This is a genomic window from Ruminococcus sp. J1101004sp1_RTP21198st1_B9_RTP21198_201120, from assembly GCF_040924245.1.
Taxonomy (GTDB): Bacteria; Bacillota; Clostridia; order Lachnospirales; family Lachnospiraceae; genus Blautia_A; species Blautia_A faecis.
This window is the reverse complement of record NZ_JBCOMI010000006.1, coordinates 132664-146156: the sequence shown is the minus strand read 5'-3', so window position 1 is coordinate 146156 and position 13493 is coordinate 132664. Positions and strand designations below refer to the sequence as shown.

Genomic DNA, 13493 nt, shown 5'->3' with positions numbered 1-13493 from the left:
GCGTCGATTTTTTTACGCAATTCAGGGAAAACACCGTTTATAAAAATAATACAAAGATCCCAAAGCTTTTCCGAAGGCCACCGCGATCACGACCCATCGGATTCCATTGGTCAGTTTGATCCTTCTGGAAAAGATGGGGAAAACATCTGCCATCTCAGCAAGTGCCATGATCCATCCGCCCAGAAAGATACCGGAAAAAAGTCCATAAAGGAGCAGAGCAAAGGTTCCGCCTGGAATGTGCCAGCCATAGAGGAAAAAAAGGTTGCCACATACAATGCCAAGAAGCGTAATATCTTCATATAACAATATATGTTTTCCTGTATGAGTGATACCGGCATAGCGGGGAACGATGGAAAGACCGATAAGCAGGCCAACTACACCGCCTGCGATGATGATTCCAGAGCAGAAGCCAACTATGGATAGAAAAACTTGCTGGAGCATGGGTGAATTCTCCTTTCACGAAACGGACCTGTCGCTGAGAAAAGTTTGTTGTTTTGCAACTATCATAACAACATTTAGTATGGAAAGAATCTTAGAAAATATGCGTTTTTTCTGTACATTTGTGAAGTTAAATAGTATAATAAAACGATGCGGCAATGGAAAGAATAGGATTGGCGCAGATATTATTTGATAGAAAAGTTGAGTATAGAAAGATAGAGGATGTAAATCTGTGAATGTGAATTTAAAACAGAGGTTCCAGGAAATTCTGGAAGATAACCGGATACTGGAAGCGGAGCTTATGAGCAGGCATACTACATTCCGAATTGGCGGTCCGGCAGATTTCTTTCTGGTACCGGAGAATGCTGACGAGATTAGGAGAATCATAGCAGTTTGTAAGGAAAAAAATGTTCCATATTTTATTCTTGGAAATGGAAGCAATCTTCTTGTAAGCGACAAGGGCTATCAGGGAGTGGTAGTGCAGCTGTATAGAAACTTTGGACAGATCAGAGTTGAAGACAGCCGGATCCATGCCCAGGCAGGAGCTCTTTTATCTGGAATTGCTGCAGCTGCAAGAGAGGCATCGCTGACTGGCTTTGAGTTTGCAGGGGGAATTCCGGGAACCTTAGGCGGCGCTGTGGTGATGAATGCAGGAGCGTATGGCGGAGAAATGAAGGATGTTCTGAAAGAAGTCACGGTTCTTACTCCAGAGGGCGGAGTCCTGACCTTGCAGGCAGATGAACTTCACATGGGTTATCGAACCAGTGTGATAAAAGAAGCTGGCTATATTGTTCTGGAAGCTGTCATTTCTCTTGAAAAAGGTGATCAGGAGGAGATTCGCAGCCGTATGCAGGAGCTGGCAGGGATGCGAACCAGCAAGCAGCCGCTTTCTTATCCAAGTGCAGGAAGCACTTTCAAACGGCCAGAGGGCTATTTTGCAGGTAAACTGATCATGGACAGCGGATTGCGAGGCTATCAGGTAGGCGGTGCCCAGGTTTCCGAGAAACATTGCGGTTTCGTGATCAATACAGGAAATGCCACAGCGAAAGATGTTACTACATTGATGTCTGACGTTCAAAGAATTGTTCTGGAGAAATTTGGTGTGAAGCTTGAACCTGAGGTGAAGTTTCTGGGAGAATTCTAGATCCATAAAGAGTCCTTTGGAATGGACTTAAGACACATAAGAGGCAGATGAGTTCAATTTGCGTTACAGGTTAGGTTATGAACATTAAACATTCTGCCCGGCAGGAGATAAATTATGCGATTTGTAATTGTTACAGGCGTTTCCGGTGCTGGAAAATCCACAGTGCTGAAAATGCTGGAGGATGCCCACTATTTTTGTGTGGACAATCTTCCTATTCCATTGGTGGAGAAATTTGCTTCCCTGATGCTGGAAGTACATGAAGAAGGAGTCCAGAATGCGGCTCTTGGTATTGATGCCAGAAGCGGTCACTCTCTGGAAGAACTGGCACAGGTTCTGGATCATATGAAAGAAGCTGGATATGATTTTGAGATTCTTTTTATGGATGCAGAAGATTCCGTGCTGGTAAAGCGTTATAAGGAAACCAGACGCAGCCATCCGCTTGCCAGTAACGGCAGGGTAGATGACGGAATCCGTCTGGAACGCCAGAAAATGGATTTTCTTCGTAAGAGAGCTGATTATATTATTGATACCAGTCACCTTCTTACAAGGGAGCTGCGCCAGGAAATTGAGAAGATTTTTGTAAATAATGAAAAATTCTGTAATATGATGGTCACGGTTCTGTCTTTTGGATTTAAGTATGGAATTCCGGCAGATGCAGACCTGGTATTCGATGTGCGTTTTCTTCCGAATCCATATTATGAGGATGAATTACGTCCCCTTACCGGTATGGATGAGAGCGTGTTTAATTATGTGATGGATAATGAGACCGCAAGGATTTTTGCAAATAAACTGGAAGATATGGTGGAGTTCCTGATTCCTAAGTATGCACAGGAGGGTAAAACAAGCCTTGTAATTGCAGTTGGCTGCACAGGGGGCAAGCACCGTTCCGTTACCATTGCAAGAGAGTTGTATAGCCGGATCGCCAGAAATGGTGAATACGGTTTTCGATTGGAGCACAGAGATGTGGATAAAGATCGCCTATTGAAAAAATAGAAAGAGGAGATCGATGAATGTCTTTTTCAGGGATGGTGAAAGAAGAACTTTCCAGGCATATCGGCTCCGGAAGACACTGCAGGATTGCGGAACTGGCTGCAATCTTTACTTTCTGCGGCAGCCTGGAGGCTGGAACTGATGGGAAAAAATCCCTGCGTATCCAGACAGAAAATGAGGCACTTTCAAGAAAAGGCTTTACATTATTGCAAAAAACATTTAATATAGAGACAGATATATCAAATTCCCGGATTGACTGTTTCAGAAAGGGAAATCTTTATTGTATTTCCATTATTGATCAGGTTTTGGTAAAGGAAATACTGGATTCTGCCAAGCTGGAATTTTCGGGAGTGAGCGGAGGAATGCCACTTGTATCCAATTCTATTGTATATCAGAGGGATTGCTGCAAAAGGGCGTTTGTACGCGGTGCTTTTCTCTCGGCAGGTTCGATCAGTGATCCGCAGAAGGGATATCATTTCGAAATTGTATGTCCCAGCCGGGAGATCAGCGGGCAGCTACAGGAAATTATTCACAGCTTTCATATAGATGCCAAGATTGTTCTGCGTAAGAAGTCTTATGTACTCTATGTGAAGGAAGGCGCACAGATCGTAGACATGCTTGCTATTATGGAAGCAAATGTTGCTCTTATGGATCTGGAGAATATCCGTATCCTGAAAGAGATGCGCAATTCTGTGAATCGGAAGGTAAACTGTGAGACTGCTAACATAAATAAGACGGTTAATGCAGCAGTGAAGCAGATCGAGGATATCAGACTTCTTGAGGAAAAGGTGGGCCTGGAGAGTCTGAATGAAGGACTTGAGGAGATCGCCAGATTGCGGTTGCAGTATCCGGAAGCAACACTTAAAGAACTAGGATTGATGTTGAATCCACAGGTTGGAAAGTCTGGAGTAAATCACCGGCTTCGTAAATTAAGCCTGCTTGCAGATGACCTGAGGGAAAACAAGGAGGAGTTATTATGATTAAAAAACCAATCACCATTCACCTGTCCACAGGGCTTGAAGCCAGACCCGTTGCACAGCTGGTACAGGTGGCAAGTCAGTTCAACAGTGAAATTTATGTAGAAGTAGGCAAGAAGAAAGTAAATGCCAAGAGTATTATGGGTATGATGACACTGGGACTTGACGCCGGTGAGGAGATTACACTTTCTGCTAATGGTGAAGATGAAGAAGCTGCGATGAGCAGTATTGAACAGTATCTGAGCAACCAGTAAAGGCTGCCGTAAAAAGTGAGGATGGTTACCAATGTCTAAGTTTTTGAAATTTATAGTACATTTTGTTGTAATATGTACCATACTTTGTGTGGTTGCATTAGCGGTTCCTCCATTCTTTGGAGTGACGACTGAAATCAGAGACGACTCCACAGTCAAGTCAAATCTGGCAATGGGATCTGTTACATATGCAATTCCGGTTAAAACCGAAGAAGCAGCTCTGGGTACACCGATCCTTGTAAATGATGAGAATGCAGTGTATCGTTATACACTGGCCAGCGCTGAAGTCACAAATGGTACAGGTACTGCTATGGATCCAACTGTTTCTCAGGGACAGCCGATTAATGTGGCAATTGGAAGCTACCTTCCGAAAATTGTTGTAACAATTCCGTTTATCGGATATCTGATGGCAGCTACCAAGAGTATTGAGGGTCTGATTGTTCTTGGGCTTACCGTTTTGTTTCTGATTATTCTTTATGTAATCGCAGAACTCTGGAAAAAAGATCTGGATGATTATGACGACTATCCGGAGGATACAGAACCAGGATACGTGAAGAGCCGTAAAGAGCTGAAGAAAGAAGAAAAGCGTAAAGAGCGTGAGTACCGTGATGAAGAGCGTGAAATCAAAGCTCAGGGCAAGCGCAGCAAGAAAGAGAAGCGTAAGATCCGTACCGGTGGCTTTGTGGATGAAATCGATGAAGATGATTTTGATGTAGAGGAAGAGGAAGCGCCACAAAGAGCTGTACAGAGTGCTACAAGTGAAGCACATGAACTTCTGAAGAAAGAAGTAGCAGCAGCTACTGCAAAAGACTCCAAACCAGTCAGGAAGTCTGCTAAGCCTGCAACACAGACTAAGAAGGCAGCACTGAAGAAGAAAGCAGCTCCGGAGATTCATGAGGAAGAAGAGGATAAACCAGTTGAGATCAAGAAACTGGCAATCCCAAGATATTCACCGGCGCAGCTTGCTGCGAAAGCAAAGAAAGAAGGAGATGCTCCTGACATTGTAAAGGATGAGATAACCAAGGTAACTTTGTTTGATTATTCTGATATCTTTGCTGACGAAGATGAGGATGAAGACGAATACTATGATGATGAAGATTAATTCATTATTATAATAGGAAAGAAGAGGCATTCGATGATGCCTCTTCTCGTTTTTATATTAAGGAAAAGACAATGATTTCGTAAGGTTTTAGAGCCACTGTGTTAAATAATGAAAGCTGATTGATAGTTGCCGGCAGCAGGAGTGTAACCGACAGCTATTAGAAGCACTATATAATAGGAAGAAAGAAAAAACTGGAATATACACACTCACATCTTGCATAAAACCATTTTCAGACACACTCTGGATTGTATTTAAAATAATACAAAAAAACATCTGGATTTTTTGAAAAAAACACTTGCAATTTTTAAAACCTTTGTGTATACTAATATCTGCTGTGACATGATAGCAATGAAGCGCGAGGTTGCCGCCGACTAAGGCGGGTTTTCCGTGGAGCGAATGTCAAGTTAGGAAACTGACGACAAGTCACTGTACAAGTTCAATAGCCATCTTGGGATGGGACGTGTGAAAGAATGTCCGTAGCAGGAAGATGTTTTAGGACACACACGGAGATGTGTACAGTCGCCGCTTGTCGTACTGATAGTGAGTACGAATAGGAGGAGACTTTTTTTATGGCAAATCAGGTAATGAGAATCACATTAAAAGCTTACGATCATCAGTTAGTAGATGCATCTGCTGCAAAGATCATCGACACTGTTAAGAAGAATGGTGCAACAGTTAGCGGACCGGTTCCGCTTCCAACTAAGAAGGAAGTTGTTACAATCTTAAGAGCTGTTCACAAATATAAAGATTCCAGAGAACAGTTTGAGCAGAGAACACATAAGAGACTGATTGATATCATTGCTCCGACCCAGAAGACAGTTGATGCACTGTCCAGACTGGAAATGCCTGCTGGTGTTCATATCGACATCAAGATGAAGGCAAAATAATTAATCTTGTAAATGCATAAGCATTTAGCTATTTATTATATGATTACCCGAAAGGGCAATCCGCTATAGGAGGAAGAAAGATGAAGAAAGCTATTTTAGCTACCAAAGTCGGAATGACTCAGATCTTCAACGAAGATGGAATGTTAATTCCGGTAACCGTTTTACAGGCTGGTCCATGTGTCGTAACTCAGGTTAAAACAGATGAGAACGACGGATACACAGCAGTTCAGGTTGGCTTCGGCGACATCAGAGAGAAACTGGTGAACAAACCGGAAACAGGCCACTTTGCAAAAGCAGGCGTTGCAGTTAAGAGATTCGTTAAAGAATTCCGTTTTGAGAACGCTGCTGAATATGAGGTAGGACAGGAAATTAAAGCTGATATCTTTGCAGCTGGAGATCACATCGATGCAACAGCAGTTTCAAAAGGTAAAGGCTTCCAGGGCGCAATCAAGAGACATGGACAGTCCAGAGGACCTATGGCTCACGGTTCCAAATATCATCGTCATGCAGGTTCCAATGGTGCTTGTTCTGATCCGAGCAAGGTATTCAAAGGAAAACACATGCCAGGTCATATGGGAAGCGAGCAGGTAACTGTTCAGAATCTTGAGATCGTACGCGTAGATACAGAGAATAACTTACTGTTAGTTAAAGGTGCTGTTCCAGGACCTAAGAAATCCTTGGTTACAATCAAAGAGACAGTAAAGTCCTTATAATAAGAAAGGAGGAGCACACAAATGGCAAACGTAACTGTTTATAATATGGAAGGCAATGAAGTTGGAACAATGGAGCTGAACGATGCAGTATTCGGCGTTGAAGTCAATGAGCATCTTGTTCACCTTGCTGTTGTTCGTCAGCTTGCAAATAAACGCCAGGGTACTCAGAAAGCGAAAACTCGTTCTGAAGTAAGCGGTGGCGGAAGAAAACCTTGGAGACAGAAAGGAACCGGTCATGCTAGACAGGGATCCATCCGTGCTGCACAGTGGACAGGCGGCGGAATTATTTTCGCACCAACTCCAAGAGATTATGAAGTAAAAATGAACAAAAAAGAAAGAAGAGCAGCTCTTAAATCCGCTCTGACTTCCAAAGTTCAGGACAATAAATTCGTAGTTGTTGATAGCCTTGCACTTGCTGATGCAAAGACAAAAGAAATGCAGAAGGTTCTTACAAACCTGAAAGCAGAGAAAGCTCTTATTGTAACAGCACAGGAAGACAAGAACGTAATCCTTTCTGCAAGAAATATCGAGAACGTACAGACTGTAGCTGCTAACGGCATCAACGTATATGATGTTATGAGCCACGGTACTGTAGTAGTAACTAAAGACGCTGTAGCATCCATCGAGGAGGTATACGCATAATGGCAGATATTAAATATTACGACGTGATCAAAAGACCAGTGATCACTGAAAAATCCATGGCTGCTATGGGTGAGAAGAAATATACTTTCCTTGTTCATCCGGAAGCAAACAAAGCTCAGATCAAAGAAGCAGTTGAGAAAATGTTCGATGGAACAAAAGTTAAAAGCGTAAATACCATGAATCTTGATGGTAAGAAAAAACGCCGCGGAATGGTAGTTGGAAAAACTGCTAAATCCAAAAAAGCTATCGTAGCCCTTACAGAGGACAGCAAAGACATCGAGATCTTCGAGGGTCTTTAATTAACAGATAGCAGTTTATACGCATTCAAAAGCGTGAGAACAAATTTGAAAGGAGAAAAGAAATGGGAATCAAAAGTTATAACCCATATACCCCGTCTAGAAGACATATGACTGGTTCCGACTTCTCTGAGATCACTAAAGCAACACCAGAGAAATCCCTTACCGTGTCTTTAAAGAAAAACGCTGGACGTAACAACCAGGGTAAGATCACTGTAAGACATCAGGGAGGCGGAAGCCGTAGAAAATATAGAATCATTGACTTCAAGAGAAGAAAAGATGGAATCCCGGCAGTAGTTAAATCTGTTGAGTATGATCCGAACAGAACAGCAAACATCGCACTTATCTGCTATGCAGATGGCGAGAAAGCATACATTCTTGCTCCGGAAGGACTTAAAGTTGGACAGAAAGTTATGAACGGACCGGAAGCTGAAATCCGTGTAGGTAACTGCTTACCGTTAGAGCTTATCCCGGTTGGTACTATGGTTCATAACATTGAGCTTCACCCAGGAAAGGGCGGACAGATGGTTCGTTCCGCTGGTAATGGTGCTCAGCTTATGGCTAAAGAAGGCAAATACGCTACACTTCGTCTCCCATCTGGTGAGATGAGAATGGTTCCGATCATCTGCCGTGCTACAGTTGGTATCATCGGAAATGGTGATCACAACCTGATCAACATCGGTAAAGCTGGCCGTAAGCGTCACATGGGAATCAGACCTACAGTTCGCGGTTCTGTTATGAACCCGAATGACCATCCACATGGTGGTGGAGAGGGCCGCGCTCCGGTTGGACGTCCAGGTCCGTGTACACCTTGGGGCAAACCTGCTCTTGGTCTGAAGACAAGAAAGAAAAACAAAGCGTCCAACAAGCTCATCGTAAGAAGACGCGATGGAAAAGCTTTAAGCAAATAATAAGGAGGATTAAGAATGTCTCGTTCACTGAAAAAAGGACCTTTTGCAGATCAGAGCTTACTTAAAAAAGTAGATGCATTAAACGCTGCAAATGATAAATCCGTAATCAAAACTTGGTCACGCCGTTCCACAATCTTCCCGTCTTTTGTTGGACATACAATCGCTGTCCATGACGGAAGAAAACATGTGCCGGTATATATTACTGAGGATATGGTTGGTCACAAACTTGGTGAGTTTGTTGCTACCAGAACCTACAGAGGACACGGAAAAGACGAAAAGAAATCCGGTGTTCGTTAGTTAGTACTTTTCACCAGGCTGCCTGATCGCAAGAAGCGGTCCGGGCAACCCAGGTGTTTACCTGAATATTGAATATGACGAAAGGAGGCACTTTAAAATGGCAAAAGGACATAGAAGCCAGATTAAGAGAGCCAGAAATGAGAATAATAGAGAGACAAGACCGTCTGCAAAATTATCTTATGCAAGAATTTCTGTTCAGAAAGCCTGCTACGTTTTAGATGCAATCCGTGGCAAAGATGTGCAGACAGCACTTGGTATCCTGACATACAACCCAAGATACGCTTCCAGCGTAATCAAAAAGTTACTGGAATCAGCTATTGCTAACGCTGAGAACAATAACGGAATGAACGCAGACAATCTCGTCGTTGCAGCCTGCTATGCAAATAAAGGACCTACAATGAAGAGAATCCAGCCAAGAGCACAGGGTAGAGCTTACAGAATCGAGAAGAGAACAAGCCATATTACCATCGTGCTGGATGAGAAATAAGGAGGATAAACATGGGACAGAAAGTTAACCCACATGGCCTTAGAGTCGGTGTTATCAAGGATTGGGATTCAAGATGGTATGCAGAGAGCGATTTCGCAGACTATCTGGTAGAGGACTACAACATCAGAACATTCCTCAAAAAGAAATTATACAGCGCAGGTGTTTCCAAGATCGAGATCGAGAGAGCATCTGACAGAGTCAAAGTTATCATTTACACAGCTAAACCTGGTATCGTAATCGGTAAAGGCGGCGCTGAGATCGAGAAAGTTAAAGCTGAACTTGCTAAATACACAGACAAGAAGCTTATCGTTGATATCAAAGAAGTTAAGAGACCAGACAGAGACGCTCAGCTTGTTGCAGAGAACATCGCTCTTCAGCTGGAGAACCGTATCTCCTTCAGACGTGCTATGAAATCTACAATGCAGCGTACAATGAAATCTGGAGCAAAGGGAATCAAAACATCCGTATCCGGACGTCTTGGTGGAGCTGATATGGCTCGTACAGAGTTCTACAGCGATGGAACTATTCCGCTTCAGACACTTCGTGCAGACATCGATTATGGTTTCGCAGAAGCAGACACCACATATGGCAAAGTTGGTGTAAAGGCATGGATCTACAATGGTGAGATTCTTCCAACTAAAGGAACTAAGGAAGGGAGCGATAAATAATGTTAATGCCAAAAAGAGTTAAACGTCGTAAACAATTCCGTGGCTCCATGAGAGGAAAAGCCCTTAGAGGTAATCAGATCAATTATGGTGAATTCGGTCTTGTTGCTACCGAGCCTTGCTGGATCAGATCTAATCAGATCGAGGCAGCCCGTGTTGCTATGACCCGTTATATCAAACGTGGTGGTAAGGTTTGGATCAAGATTTTCCCAGATAAACCAGTAACAGCAAAACCAGCAGAAACTCGTATGGGTTCCGGAAAAGGTGCCCTGGAATACTGGGTAGCAGTTGTTAAACCAGGACGTGTTATGTTTGAGATCGCAGGCGTTTCTGAAGAAATCGCTCGTGAGGCATTACGTCTTGCAATGCACAAGTTACCATGTAAATGCAAAATAGTTTCTCGTGCAGAGTTAGAAGGCGGTGATAACAGTGAAAATTAATAAATTCGTAGAAGATTTACAGGCAAAATCAGCTGCAGAATTAAACGAAGAATTAGTAGCTGCTAAGAAAGAACTTTTCAATCTGAGATTTCAGAATGCAACCAATCAATTAGACAATACAGGACGAATCAAAGAGGTTCGCAGAAATATTGCCAGAATCCAGACAGTGATCACTGCGAAAGCTAACGCTTCCAAATAGTGAATTTAGGAGGACATAATCGTGGAAAGAAATCTGAGAAAAACCCGCGTGGGTAAGGTTGTCAGCAATAAGATGGATAAGACCATCGTAGTTGCAATTGAAGACCATGTAAAACATCCTCTTTACAAGAAAATCGTGAAGAGAACATATAAATTAAAAGCTCATGACGAAAACAATGAGTGCAACATCGGTGATACCGTAAAAGTTATGGAGACCAGACCGCTGTCCAAAGACAAGAGATGGAGACTGGTTGAAGTAGTAGAGAGAGTTAAATAAGGAGGATAACCAGTATGATTCAGCAGGAAACAAGACTGAAAGTTGCCGACAACACTGGTGCAAAAGAAATCCTTTGTATCCGTGTTATGGGTGGCTCTACAAGAAGATATGCAAACATCGGCGATACAATCGTTGCTACTGTTAAAGATGCAACACCAGGCGGCGTTGTTAAAAAAGGTGACGTAGTAAAGGCTGTTGTAGTTAGATCCAAAAAAGGCGCTCGTCGTAAAGACGGATCCTATATCCGTTTCGATGAAAATGCTGCCGTAATCATTAAAGACGACTTAACTCCGAGAGGAACACGTATCTTTGGACCAGTTGCCAGAGAGCTTCGTGAGAAAAAATTCATGAAGATCGTTTCCTTAGCTCCGGAAGTATTATAGGAGGGTGCCTAATGTCAGCTATGAAGATTAAAAAAGGTGATACTGTTACAGTAATCGCTGGTAAAGATAAAGGCAAAGAAGGCAAAGTCCTTGCCGTTAACGTAAAAGACAATACCGTATTAGTAGAGAACGTTAATATGGTTACAAAACACACCAAACCATCAGCTGCAAACCAGAATGGTGGAATCATCACAAAAGAAGCTCCGCTTCACATCTCCAACGTAATGCTTATGGCAGATGGAAAAGCAACAAGAGTTGGCTTTAAGATGGATGGTGACAAAAAAGTCCGCGTTGCCAAAGCAACAGGTAAGGTTATCGATTAATTGAGAGAGGAGGCAGACATAAGTGAGTAGATTAAAAGAACTTTATACTAATGAGATCATGGATGCCATGACCAAAAAATTCGGATATAAAAACGTTATGCAAGTGCCAAAACTCGACAAGATCGTAATTAACATGGGTGTTGGTGAAGCAAAAGAGAACGCTAAGCTTCTTGACGCAGCTATTGCTGATATGGAGCTGATCACAGGACAGAAAGCTATCGCAACAAAAGCTAAAAAATCTGTTGCTAACTTCAAAATCAGAGAGGGAATGCCGATCGGATGTAAAGTAACATTAAGAGGCGAGAAGATGTATGAGTTCGCTGATCGTCTGATCAACCTGGCACTTCCACGTGTACGTGACTTCCGTGGCGTTAATCCTAACGCATTCGATGGAAGAGGAAACTACGCTCTTGGTATCAAAGAGCAGCTTATCTTCCCAGAAGTTGAGTACGATAAAGTTGACAAAGTAAGAGGTATGGACATTATCTTCGTTACAACAGCAAATACTGATGAGGAAGCTCGTGAGTTACTGAAGCTGTTCAACATGCCTTTTGCGAAATAAGTAGAGGAACATTCCAAAGTTGACCGCCGGCTCCTTGCCGGGGTCAGCAGATCTGATATAGGAGGAACGATTCATGGCTAAGACAGCAATGAAAATCAAACAGCAGCGTCCAGCTAAATTTTCCACAAGAGAATATAGCCGTTGCAGAATTTGTGGACGTCCACATGCATATTTAAGAAAATACGGAATCTGCAGAATCTGCTTCCGTGAGTTAGCTTACAAAGGACAGATCCCGGGAGTTAAGAAAGCTTCCTGGTAAGCCGAAGCTGAAAGTCGCTTAATGAATGTAAGCCGTAAGGCGAACATGAATTTCGTGCAAAGTCCATCCCGAACCTTAACGAGTACAAGCCGCAAGGTGCAGTACCGGTTTAGTCACGGGATGATGTTACACAGGTAACACGTAAATTTATATAAATATACTATGACATGTAAAGTCTGAATATGAGGAGGAAACTAACATGACAATGAGCGATCCAATCGCAGACATGCTTACAAGAATTCGTAATGCAAACACTGCAAAACACGACACAGTAGATGTACCAGCATCCAAGATGAAAATTGCAATTGCAAACATCCTTGTTGATGAGGGATACATTGCAAAATACGATTTAGTTGAAGATGGTGTTGTTAAAAACATCCATATCACACTGAAATATGGCGAAGACAAAAACGAGAAGATCATCACAGGTTTAAAGAGAATCTCTAAACCGGGTCTTCGTGTTTATGCTGGTAAGGAAGAGCTTCCGAAGGTTCTTGGAGGACTTGGAATCGCAATCCTTTCCACTAATAAAGGTGTTATCACCGATAAAGAAGCTCGTAAACTTCAGGTAGGCGGCGAGGTTCTTGCATTTGTATGGTAAGCTTCGGCTCCGTACATTCAAGAAGTAGACGAAACACTGAAAACAGAGAGGTTGCGAAAACCTCTCCGATAATCTAAGTAAGGAGGACACATAGTATGTCACGTATCGGTAGACTTCCGGTTGCTATTCCGGCAGGAGTTGAAGTATCTGTTGCAGAAGGAAACGTAGTAACCGTAAAAGGACCAAAAGGAACACTTGAGAGAGCGCTTCCAACAGAGATGGAAATCAAAGTTGAAGATGGTCATGTAGTTGTTGCAAGACCAAACGACTTAAAGAAAATGAAATCCCTTCACGGCTTAACAAGAAGCCTTATCCACAACATGGTTGTTGGTGTAAGCGAAGGATACACCAAGACTCTTGAAGTTAACGGTGTTGGTTACAGAGCCGCTAAGCAGGGCAAGAAGCTTACTTTAAACCTTGGATATTCTCACCCGGTAGAAATGGAAGATCCGGAAGGTATTGAGACCAAAGTAGACGGTAACAAGATTATCGTTTCCGGTATCAGCAAGGAAAAAGTTGGACAGTTTGCAGCTGAGATCAGAGATAAGAGAAGACCTGAGCCATACAAGGGTAAAGGTATTAAGTATGATACTGAGGTTATCAGACGCAAAGTTGGTAAGACTGGTAAGAAATAATTAAGGAGAGTGAGA

At 42.7% G+C, this 13493-nt stretch carries 23 protein-coding genes; 22 read left to right on the top strand and 1 reads right to left on the bottom strand.

What is annotated here, in order from left to right; translation table 11 throughout:
* Positions 1–21: 21 nt before the first annotated feature.
* Complete coding sequence (locus AB5618_RS05815) at positions 22–441, bottom strand: stage V sporulation protein AB (RefSeq protein WP_148461645.1); 420 nt, start codon at positions 439–441, stop codon at positions 22–24.
* A 229-nt stretch (positions 442–670) separates the two neighbouring features.
* On the opposite strand from AB5618_RS05815, the gene murB reads away from it, so the two are divergent.
* The 22 genes from murB (at position 671) to rplF (ending at position 13478) form a co-directional block, all read left to right on the top strand.
* Positions 671–1582, top strand: a complete 912-nt coding sequence (gene murB, locus AB5618_RS05810; protein ID WP_148461644.1) for a UDP-N-acetylmuramate dehydrogenase — start codon at positions 671–673, stop codon at positions 1580–1582.
* Between the two features lie 114 nt (positions 1583–1696).
* Positions 1697–2575, top strand: a complete 879-nt coding sequence (gene rapZ / locus AB5618_RS05805; protein ID WP_118581226.1) for an RNase adapter RapZ — start codon at positions 1697–1699, stop codon at positions 2573–2575.
* A 17-nt stretch (positions 2576–2592) separates the two neighbouring features.
* Complete coding sequence (whiA, locus tag AB5618_RS05800; RefSeq protein WP_368366578.1) at positions 2593–3552, top strand: DNA-binding protein WhiA; 960 nt, start codon at positions 2593–2595, stop codon at positions 3550–3552.
* Positions 3549–3803, top strand: coding sequence for an HPr family phosphocarrier protein (locus tag AB5618_RS05795; protein WP_118581220.1), 255 nt, complete (start codon positions 3549–3551; stop codon positions 3801–3803). The genes whiA and AB5618_RS05795 overlap by 4 nt, the downstream gene beginning before the upstream one ends.
* A gap of 31 nt (positions 3804–3834) precedes the next feature.
* Positions 3835–4902: a hypothetical protein gene (locus AB5618_RS05790; protein WP_148461642.1), complete on the top strand. Its 1068-nt coding sequence runs from the start codon at positions 3835–3837 to the stop codon at positions 4900–4902.
* Between the two features lie 569 nt (positions 4903–5471).
* Positions 5472–5789, top strand: a complete 318-nt coding sequence (gene rpsJ / locus AB5618_RS05785) for a 30S ribosomal protein S10 (RefSeq protein WP_117852518.1) — start codon at positions 5472–5474, stop codon at positions 5787–5789.
* 80 nt (positions 5790–5869) lie between these two features.
* Positions 5870–6502, top strand: coding sequence for a 50S ribosomal protein L3 (gene rplC, locus AB5618_RS05780; protein WP_117852520.1), 633 nt, complete (start codon positions 5870–5872; stop codon positions 6500–6502).
* Positions 6503–6523: 21 nt separating this feature from the next.
* Positions 6524–7144, top strand: a complete 621-nt coding sequence (gene rplD, locus AB5618_RS05775; protein WP_118581214.1) for a 50S ribosomal protein L4 — start codon at positions 6524–6526, stop codon at positions 7142–7144.
* The gene (gene rplW, locus AB5618_RS05770; protein ID WP_117852524.1) at positions 7144–7443 is read left to right on the top strand and encodes a 50S ribosomal protein L23; all 300 of its coding nucleotides are present in this window, start codon (positions 7144–7146) and stop codon (positions 7441–7443) included. Before rplD ends, rplW begins: the two co-directional genes overlap by 1 nt.
* A gap of 62 nt (positions 7444–7505) precedes the next feature.
* Complete coding sequence (gene rplB / locus AB5618_RS05765; RefSeq protein WP_118581211.1) at positions 7506–8351, top strand: 50S ribosomal protein L2; 846 nt, start codon at positions 7506–7508, stop codon at positions 8349–8351.
* 15 nt (positions 8352–8366) lie between these two features.
* Positions 8367–8648 (top strand): 30S ribosomal protein S19, encoded by a 282-nt coding sequence (gene rpsS, locus AB5618_RS05760; protein ID WP_015526921.1) that lies wholly within the window; start codon positions 8367–8369, stop codon positions 8646–8648.
* Positions 8649–8745: 97 nt separating this feature from the next.
* Complete coding sequence (gene rplV, locus AB5618_RS05755) at positions 8746–9135, top strand: 50S ribosomal protein L22 (RefSeq protein ID WP_117852663.1); 390 nt, start codon at positions 8746–8748, stop codon at positions 9133–9135.
* A gap of 11 nt (positions 9136–9146) precedes the next feature.
* Positions 9147–9803, top strand: coding sequence for a 30S ribosomal protein S3 (gene rpsC / locus AB5618_RS05750; RefSeq protein ID WP_117852529.1), 657 nt, complete (start codon positions 9147–9149; stop codon positions 9801–9803).
* Complete coding sequence (rplP, locus tag AB5618_RS05745; RefSeq protein WP_117852531.1) at positions 9803–10240, top strand: 50S ribosomal protein L16; 438 nt, start codon at positions 9803–9805, stop codon at positions 10238–10240. Before rpsC ends, rplP begins: the two co-directional genes overlap by 1 nt.
* Positions 10230–10439, top strand: a complete 210-nt coding sequence (gene rpmC / locus AB5618_RS05740; RefSeq protein ID WP_118581208.1) for a 50S ribosomal protein L29 — start codon at positions 10230–10232, stop codon at positions 10437–10439. The genes rplP and rpmC overlap by 11 nt, the downstream gene beginning before the upstream one ends.
* 18 nt (positions 10440–10457) lie before the next feature.
* Entirely contained in the window at positions 10458–10715 is a 258-nt protein-coding gene (gene rpsQ, locus AB5618_RS05735) for a 30S ribosomal protein S17 (RefSeq protein ID WP_117852536.1), read from the top strand.
* 14 nt (positions 10716–10729) lie between these two features.
* Positions 10730–11098 (top strand): 50S ribosomal protein L14, encoded by a 369-nt coding sequence (gene rplN / locus AB5618_RS05730; protein ID WP_022067326.1) that lies wholly within the window; start codon positions 10730–10732, stop codon positions 11096–11098.
* 11 nt (positions 11099–11109) lie between these two features.
* Complete coding sequence (rplX, locus tag AB5618_RS05725; RefSeq protein ID WP_118581205.1) at positions 11110–11421, top strand: 50S ribosomal protein L24; 312 nt, start codon at positions 11110–11112, stop codon at positions 11419–11421.
* 22 nt (positions 11422–11443) lie between these two features.
* Positions 11444–11983 (top strand): 50S ribosomal protein L5, encoded by a 540-nt coding sequence (gene rplE / locus AB5618_RS05720; RefSeq protein ID WP_118581202.1) that lies wholly within the window; start codon positions 11444–11446, stop codon positions 11981–11983.
* 73 nt (positions 11984–12056) lie between these two features.
* On the top strand, positions 12057–12242 hold the full coding sequence (locus AB5618_RS05715; RefSeq protein WP_117852543.1) for a type Z 30S ribosomal protein S14: 186 nt from the start codon (positions 12057–12059) through the stop codon (positions 12240–12242).
* Positions 12243–12441: 199 nt separating this feature from the next.
* Positions 12442–12843 carry a 30S ribosomal protein S8 gene (gene rpsH / locus AB5618_RS05710; RefSeq protein WP_148461641.1) on the top strand — a complete coding sequence of 134 codons (402 nt, stop codon included), beginning with the start codon at positions 12442–12444 and terminating at the stop codon, positions 12841–12843.
* A 95-nt stretch (positions 12844–12938) separates the two neighbouring features.
* The gene (gene rplF, locus AB5618_RS05705) at positions 12939–13478 is read left to right on the top strand and encodes a 50S ribosomal protein L6 (protein ID WP_118581196.1); all 540 of its coding nucleotides are present in this window, start codon (positions 12939–12941) and stop codon (positions 13476–13478) included.
* Positions 13479–13493 lie beyond the last annotated feature (15 nt).

Coding starts and splice junctions, on each gene's coding strand:
- AB5618_RS05815 (WP_148461645.1), bottom strand. CDS start 441: ATGCTCCAGCAAGTTTTTCTATCCATAGTTGGCTTCTGCTCTGGAATC.
- rapZ (WP_118581226.1), top strand. CDS start 1,697: ATGCGATTTGTAATTGTTACAGGCGTTTCCGGTGCTGGAAAATCCACA.
- whiA (WP_368366578.1), top strand. CDS start 2,593: ATGTCTTTTTCAGGGATGGTGAAAGAAGAACTTTCCAGGCATATCGGC.
- AB5618_RS05795 (WP_118581220.1), top strand. CDS start 3,549: ATGATTAAAAAACCAATCACCATTCACCTGTCCACAGGGCTTGAAGCC.
- AB5618_RS05790 (WP_148461642.1), top strand. CDS start 3,835: ATGTCTAAGTTTTTGAAATTTATAGTACATTTTGTTGTAATATGTACC.
- rpsJ (WP_117852518.1), top strand. CDS start 5,472: ATGGCAAATCAGGTAATGAGAATCACATTAAAAGCTTACGATCATCAG.
- rplC (WP_117852520.1), top strand. CDS start 5,870: ATGAAGAAAGCTATTTTAGCTACCAAAGTCGGAATGACTCAGATCTTC.
- rplD (WP_118581214.1), top strand. CDS start 6,524: ATGGCAAACGTAACTGTTTATAATATGGAAGGCAATGAAGTTGGAACA.
- rplW (WP_117852524.1), top strand. CDS start 7,144: ATGGCAGATATTAAATATTACGACGTGATCAAAAGACCAGTGATCACT.
- rplB (WP_118581211.1), top strand. CDS start 7,506: ATGGGAATCAAAAGTTATAACCCATATACCCCGTCTAGAAGACATATG.
- rpsS (WP_015526921.1), top strand. CDS start 8,367: ATGTCTCGTTCACTGAAAAAAGGACCTTTTGCAGATCAGAGCTTACTT.
- rplV (WP_117852663.1), top strand. CDS start 8,746: ATGGCAAAAGGACATAGAAGCCAGATTAAGAGAGCCAGAAATGAGAAT.
- rpsC (WP_117852529.1), top strand. CDS start 9,147: ATGGGACAGAAAGTTAACCCACATGGCCTTAGAGTCGGTGTTATCAAG.
- rplP (WP_117852531.1), top strand. CDS start 9,803: ATGTTAATGCCAAAAAGAGTTAAACGTCGTAAACAATTCCGTGGCTCC.
- rplN (WP_022067326.1), top strand. CDS start 10,730: ATGATTCAGCAGGAAACAAGACTGAAAGTTGCCGACAACACTGGTGCA.
- rplX (WP_118581205.1), top strand. CDS start 11,110: ATGTCAGCTATGAAGATTAAAAAAGGTGATACTGTTACAGTAATCGCT.
- AB5618_RS05715 (WP_117852543.1), top strand. CDS start 12,057: ATGGCTAAGACAGCAATGAAAATCAAACAGCAGCGTCCAGCTAAATTT.
- rpsH (WP_148461641.1), top strand. CDS start 12,442: ATGACAATGAGCGATCCAATCGCAGACATGCTTACAAGAATTCGTAAT.
- rplF (WP_118581196.1), top strand. CDS start 12,939: ATGTCACGTATCGGTAGACTTCCGGTTGCTATTCCGGCAGGAGTTGAA.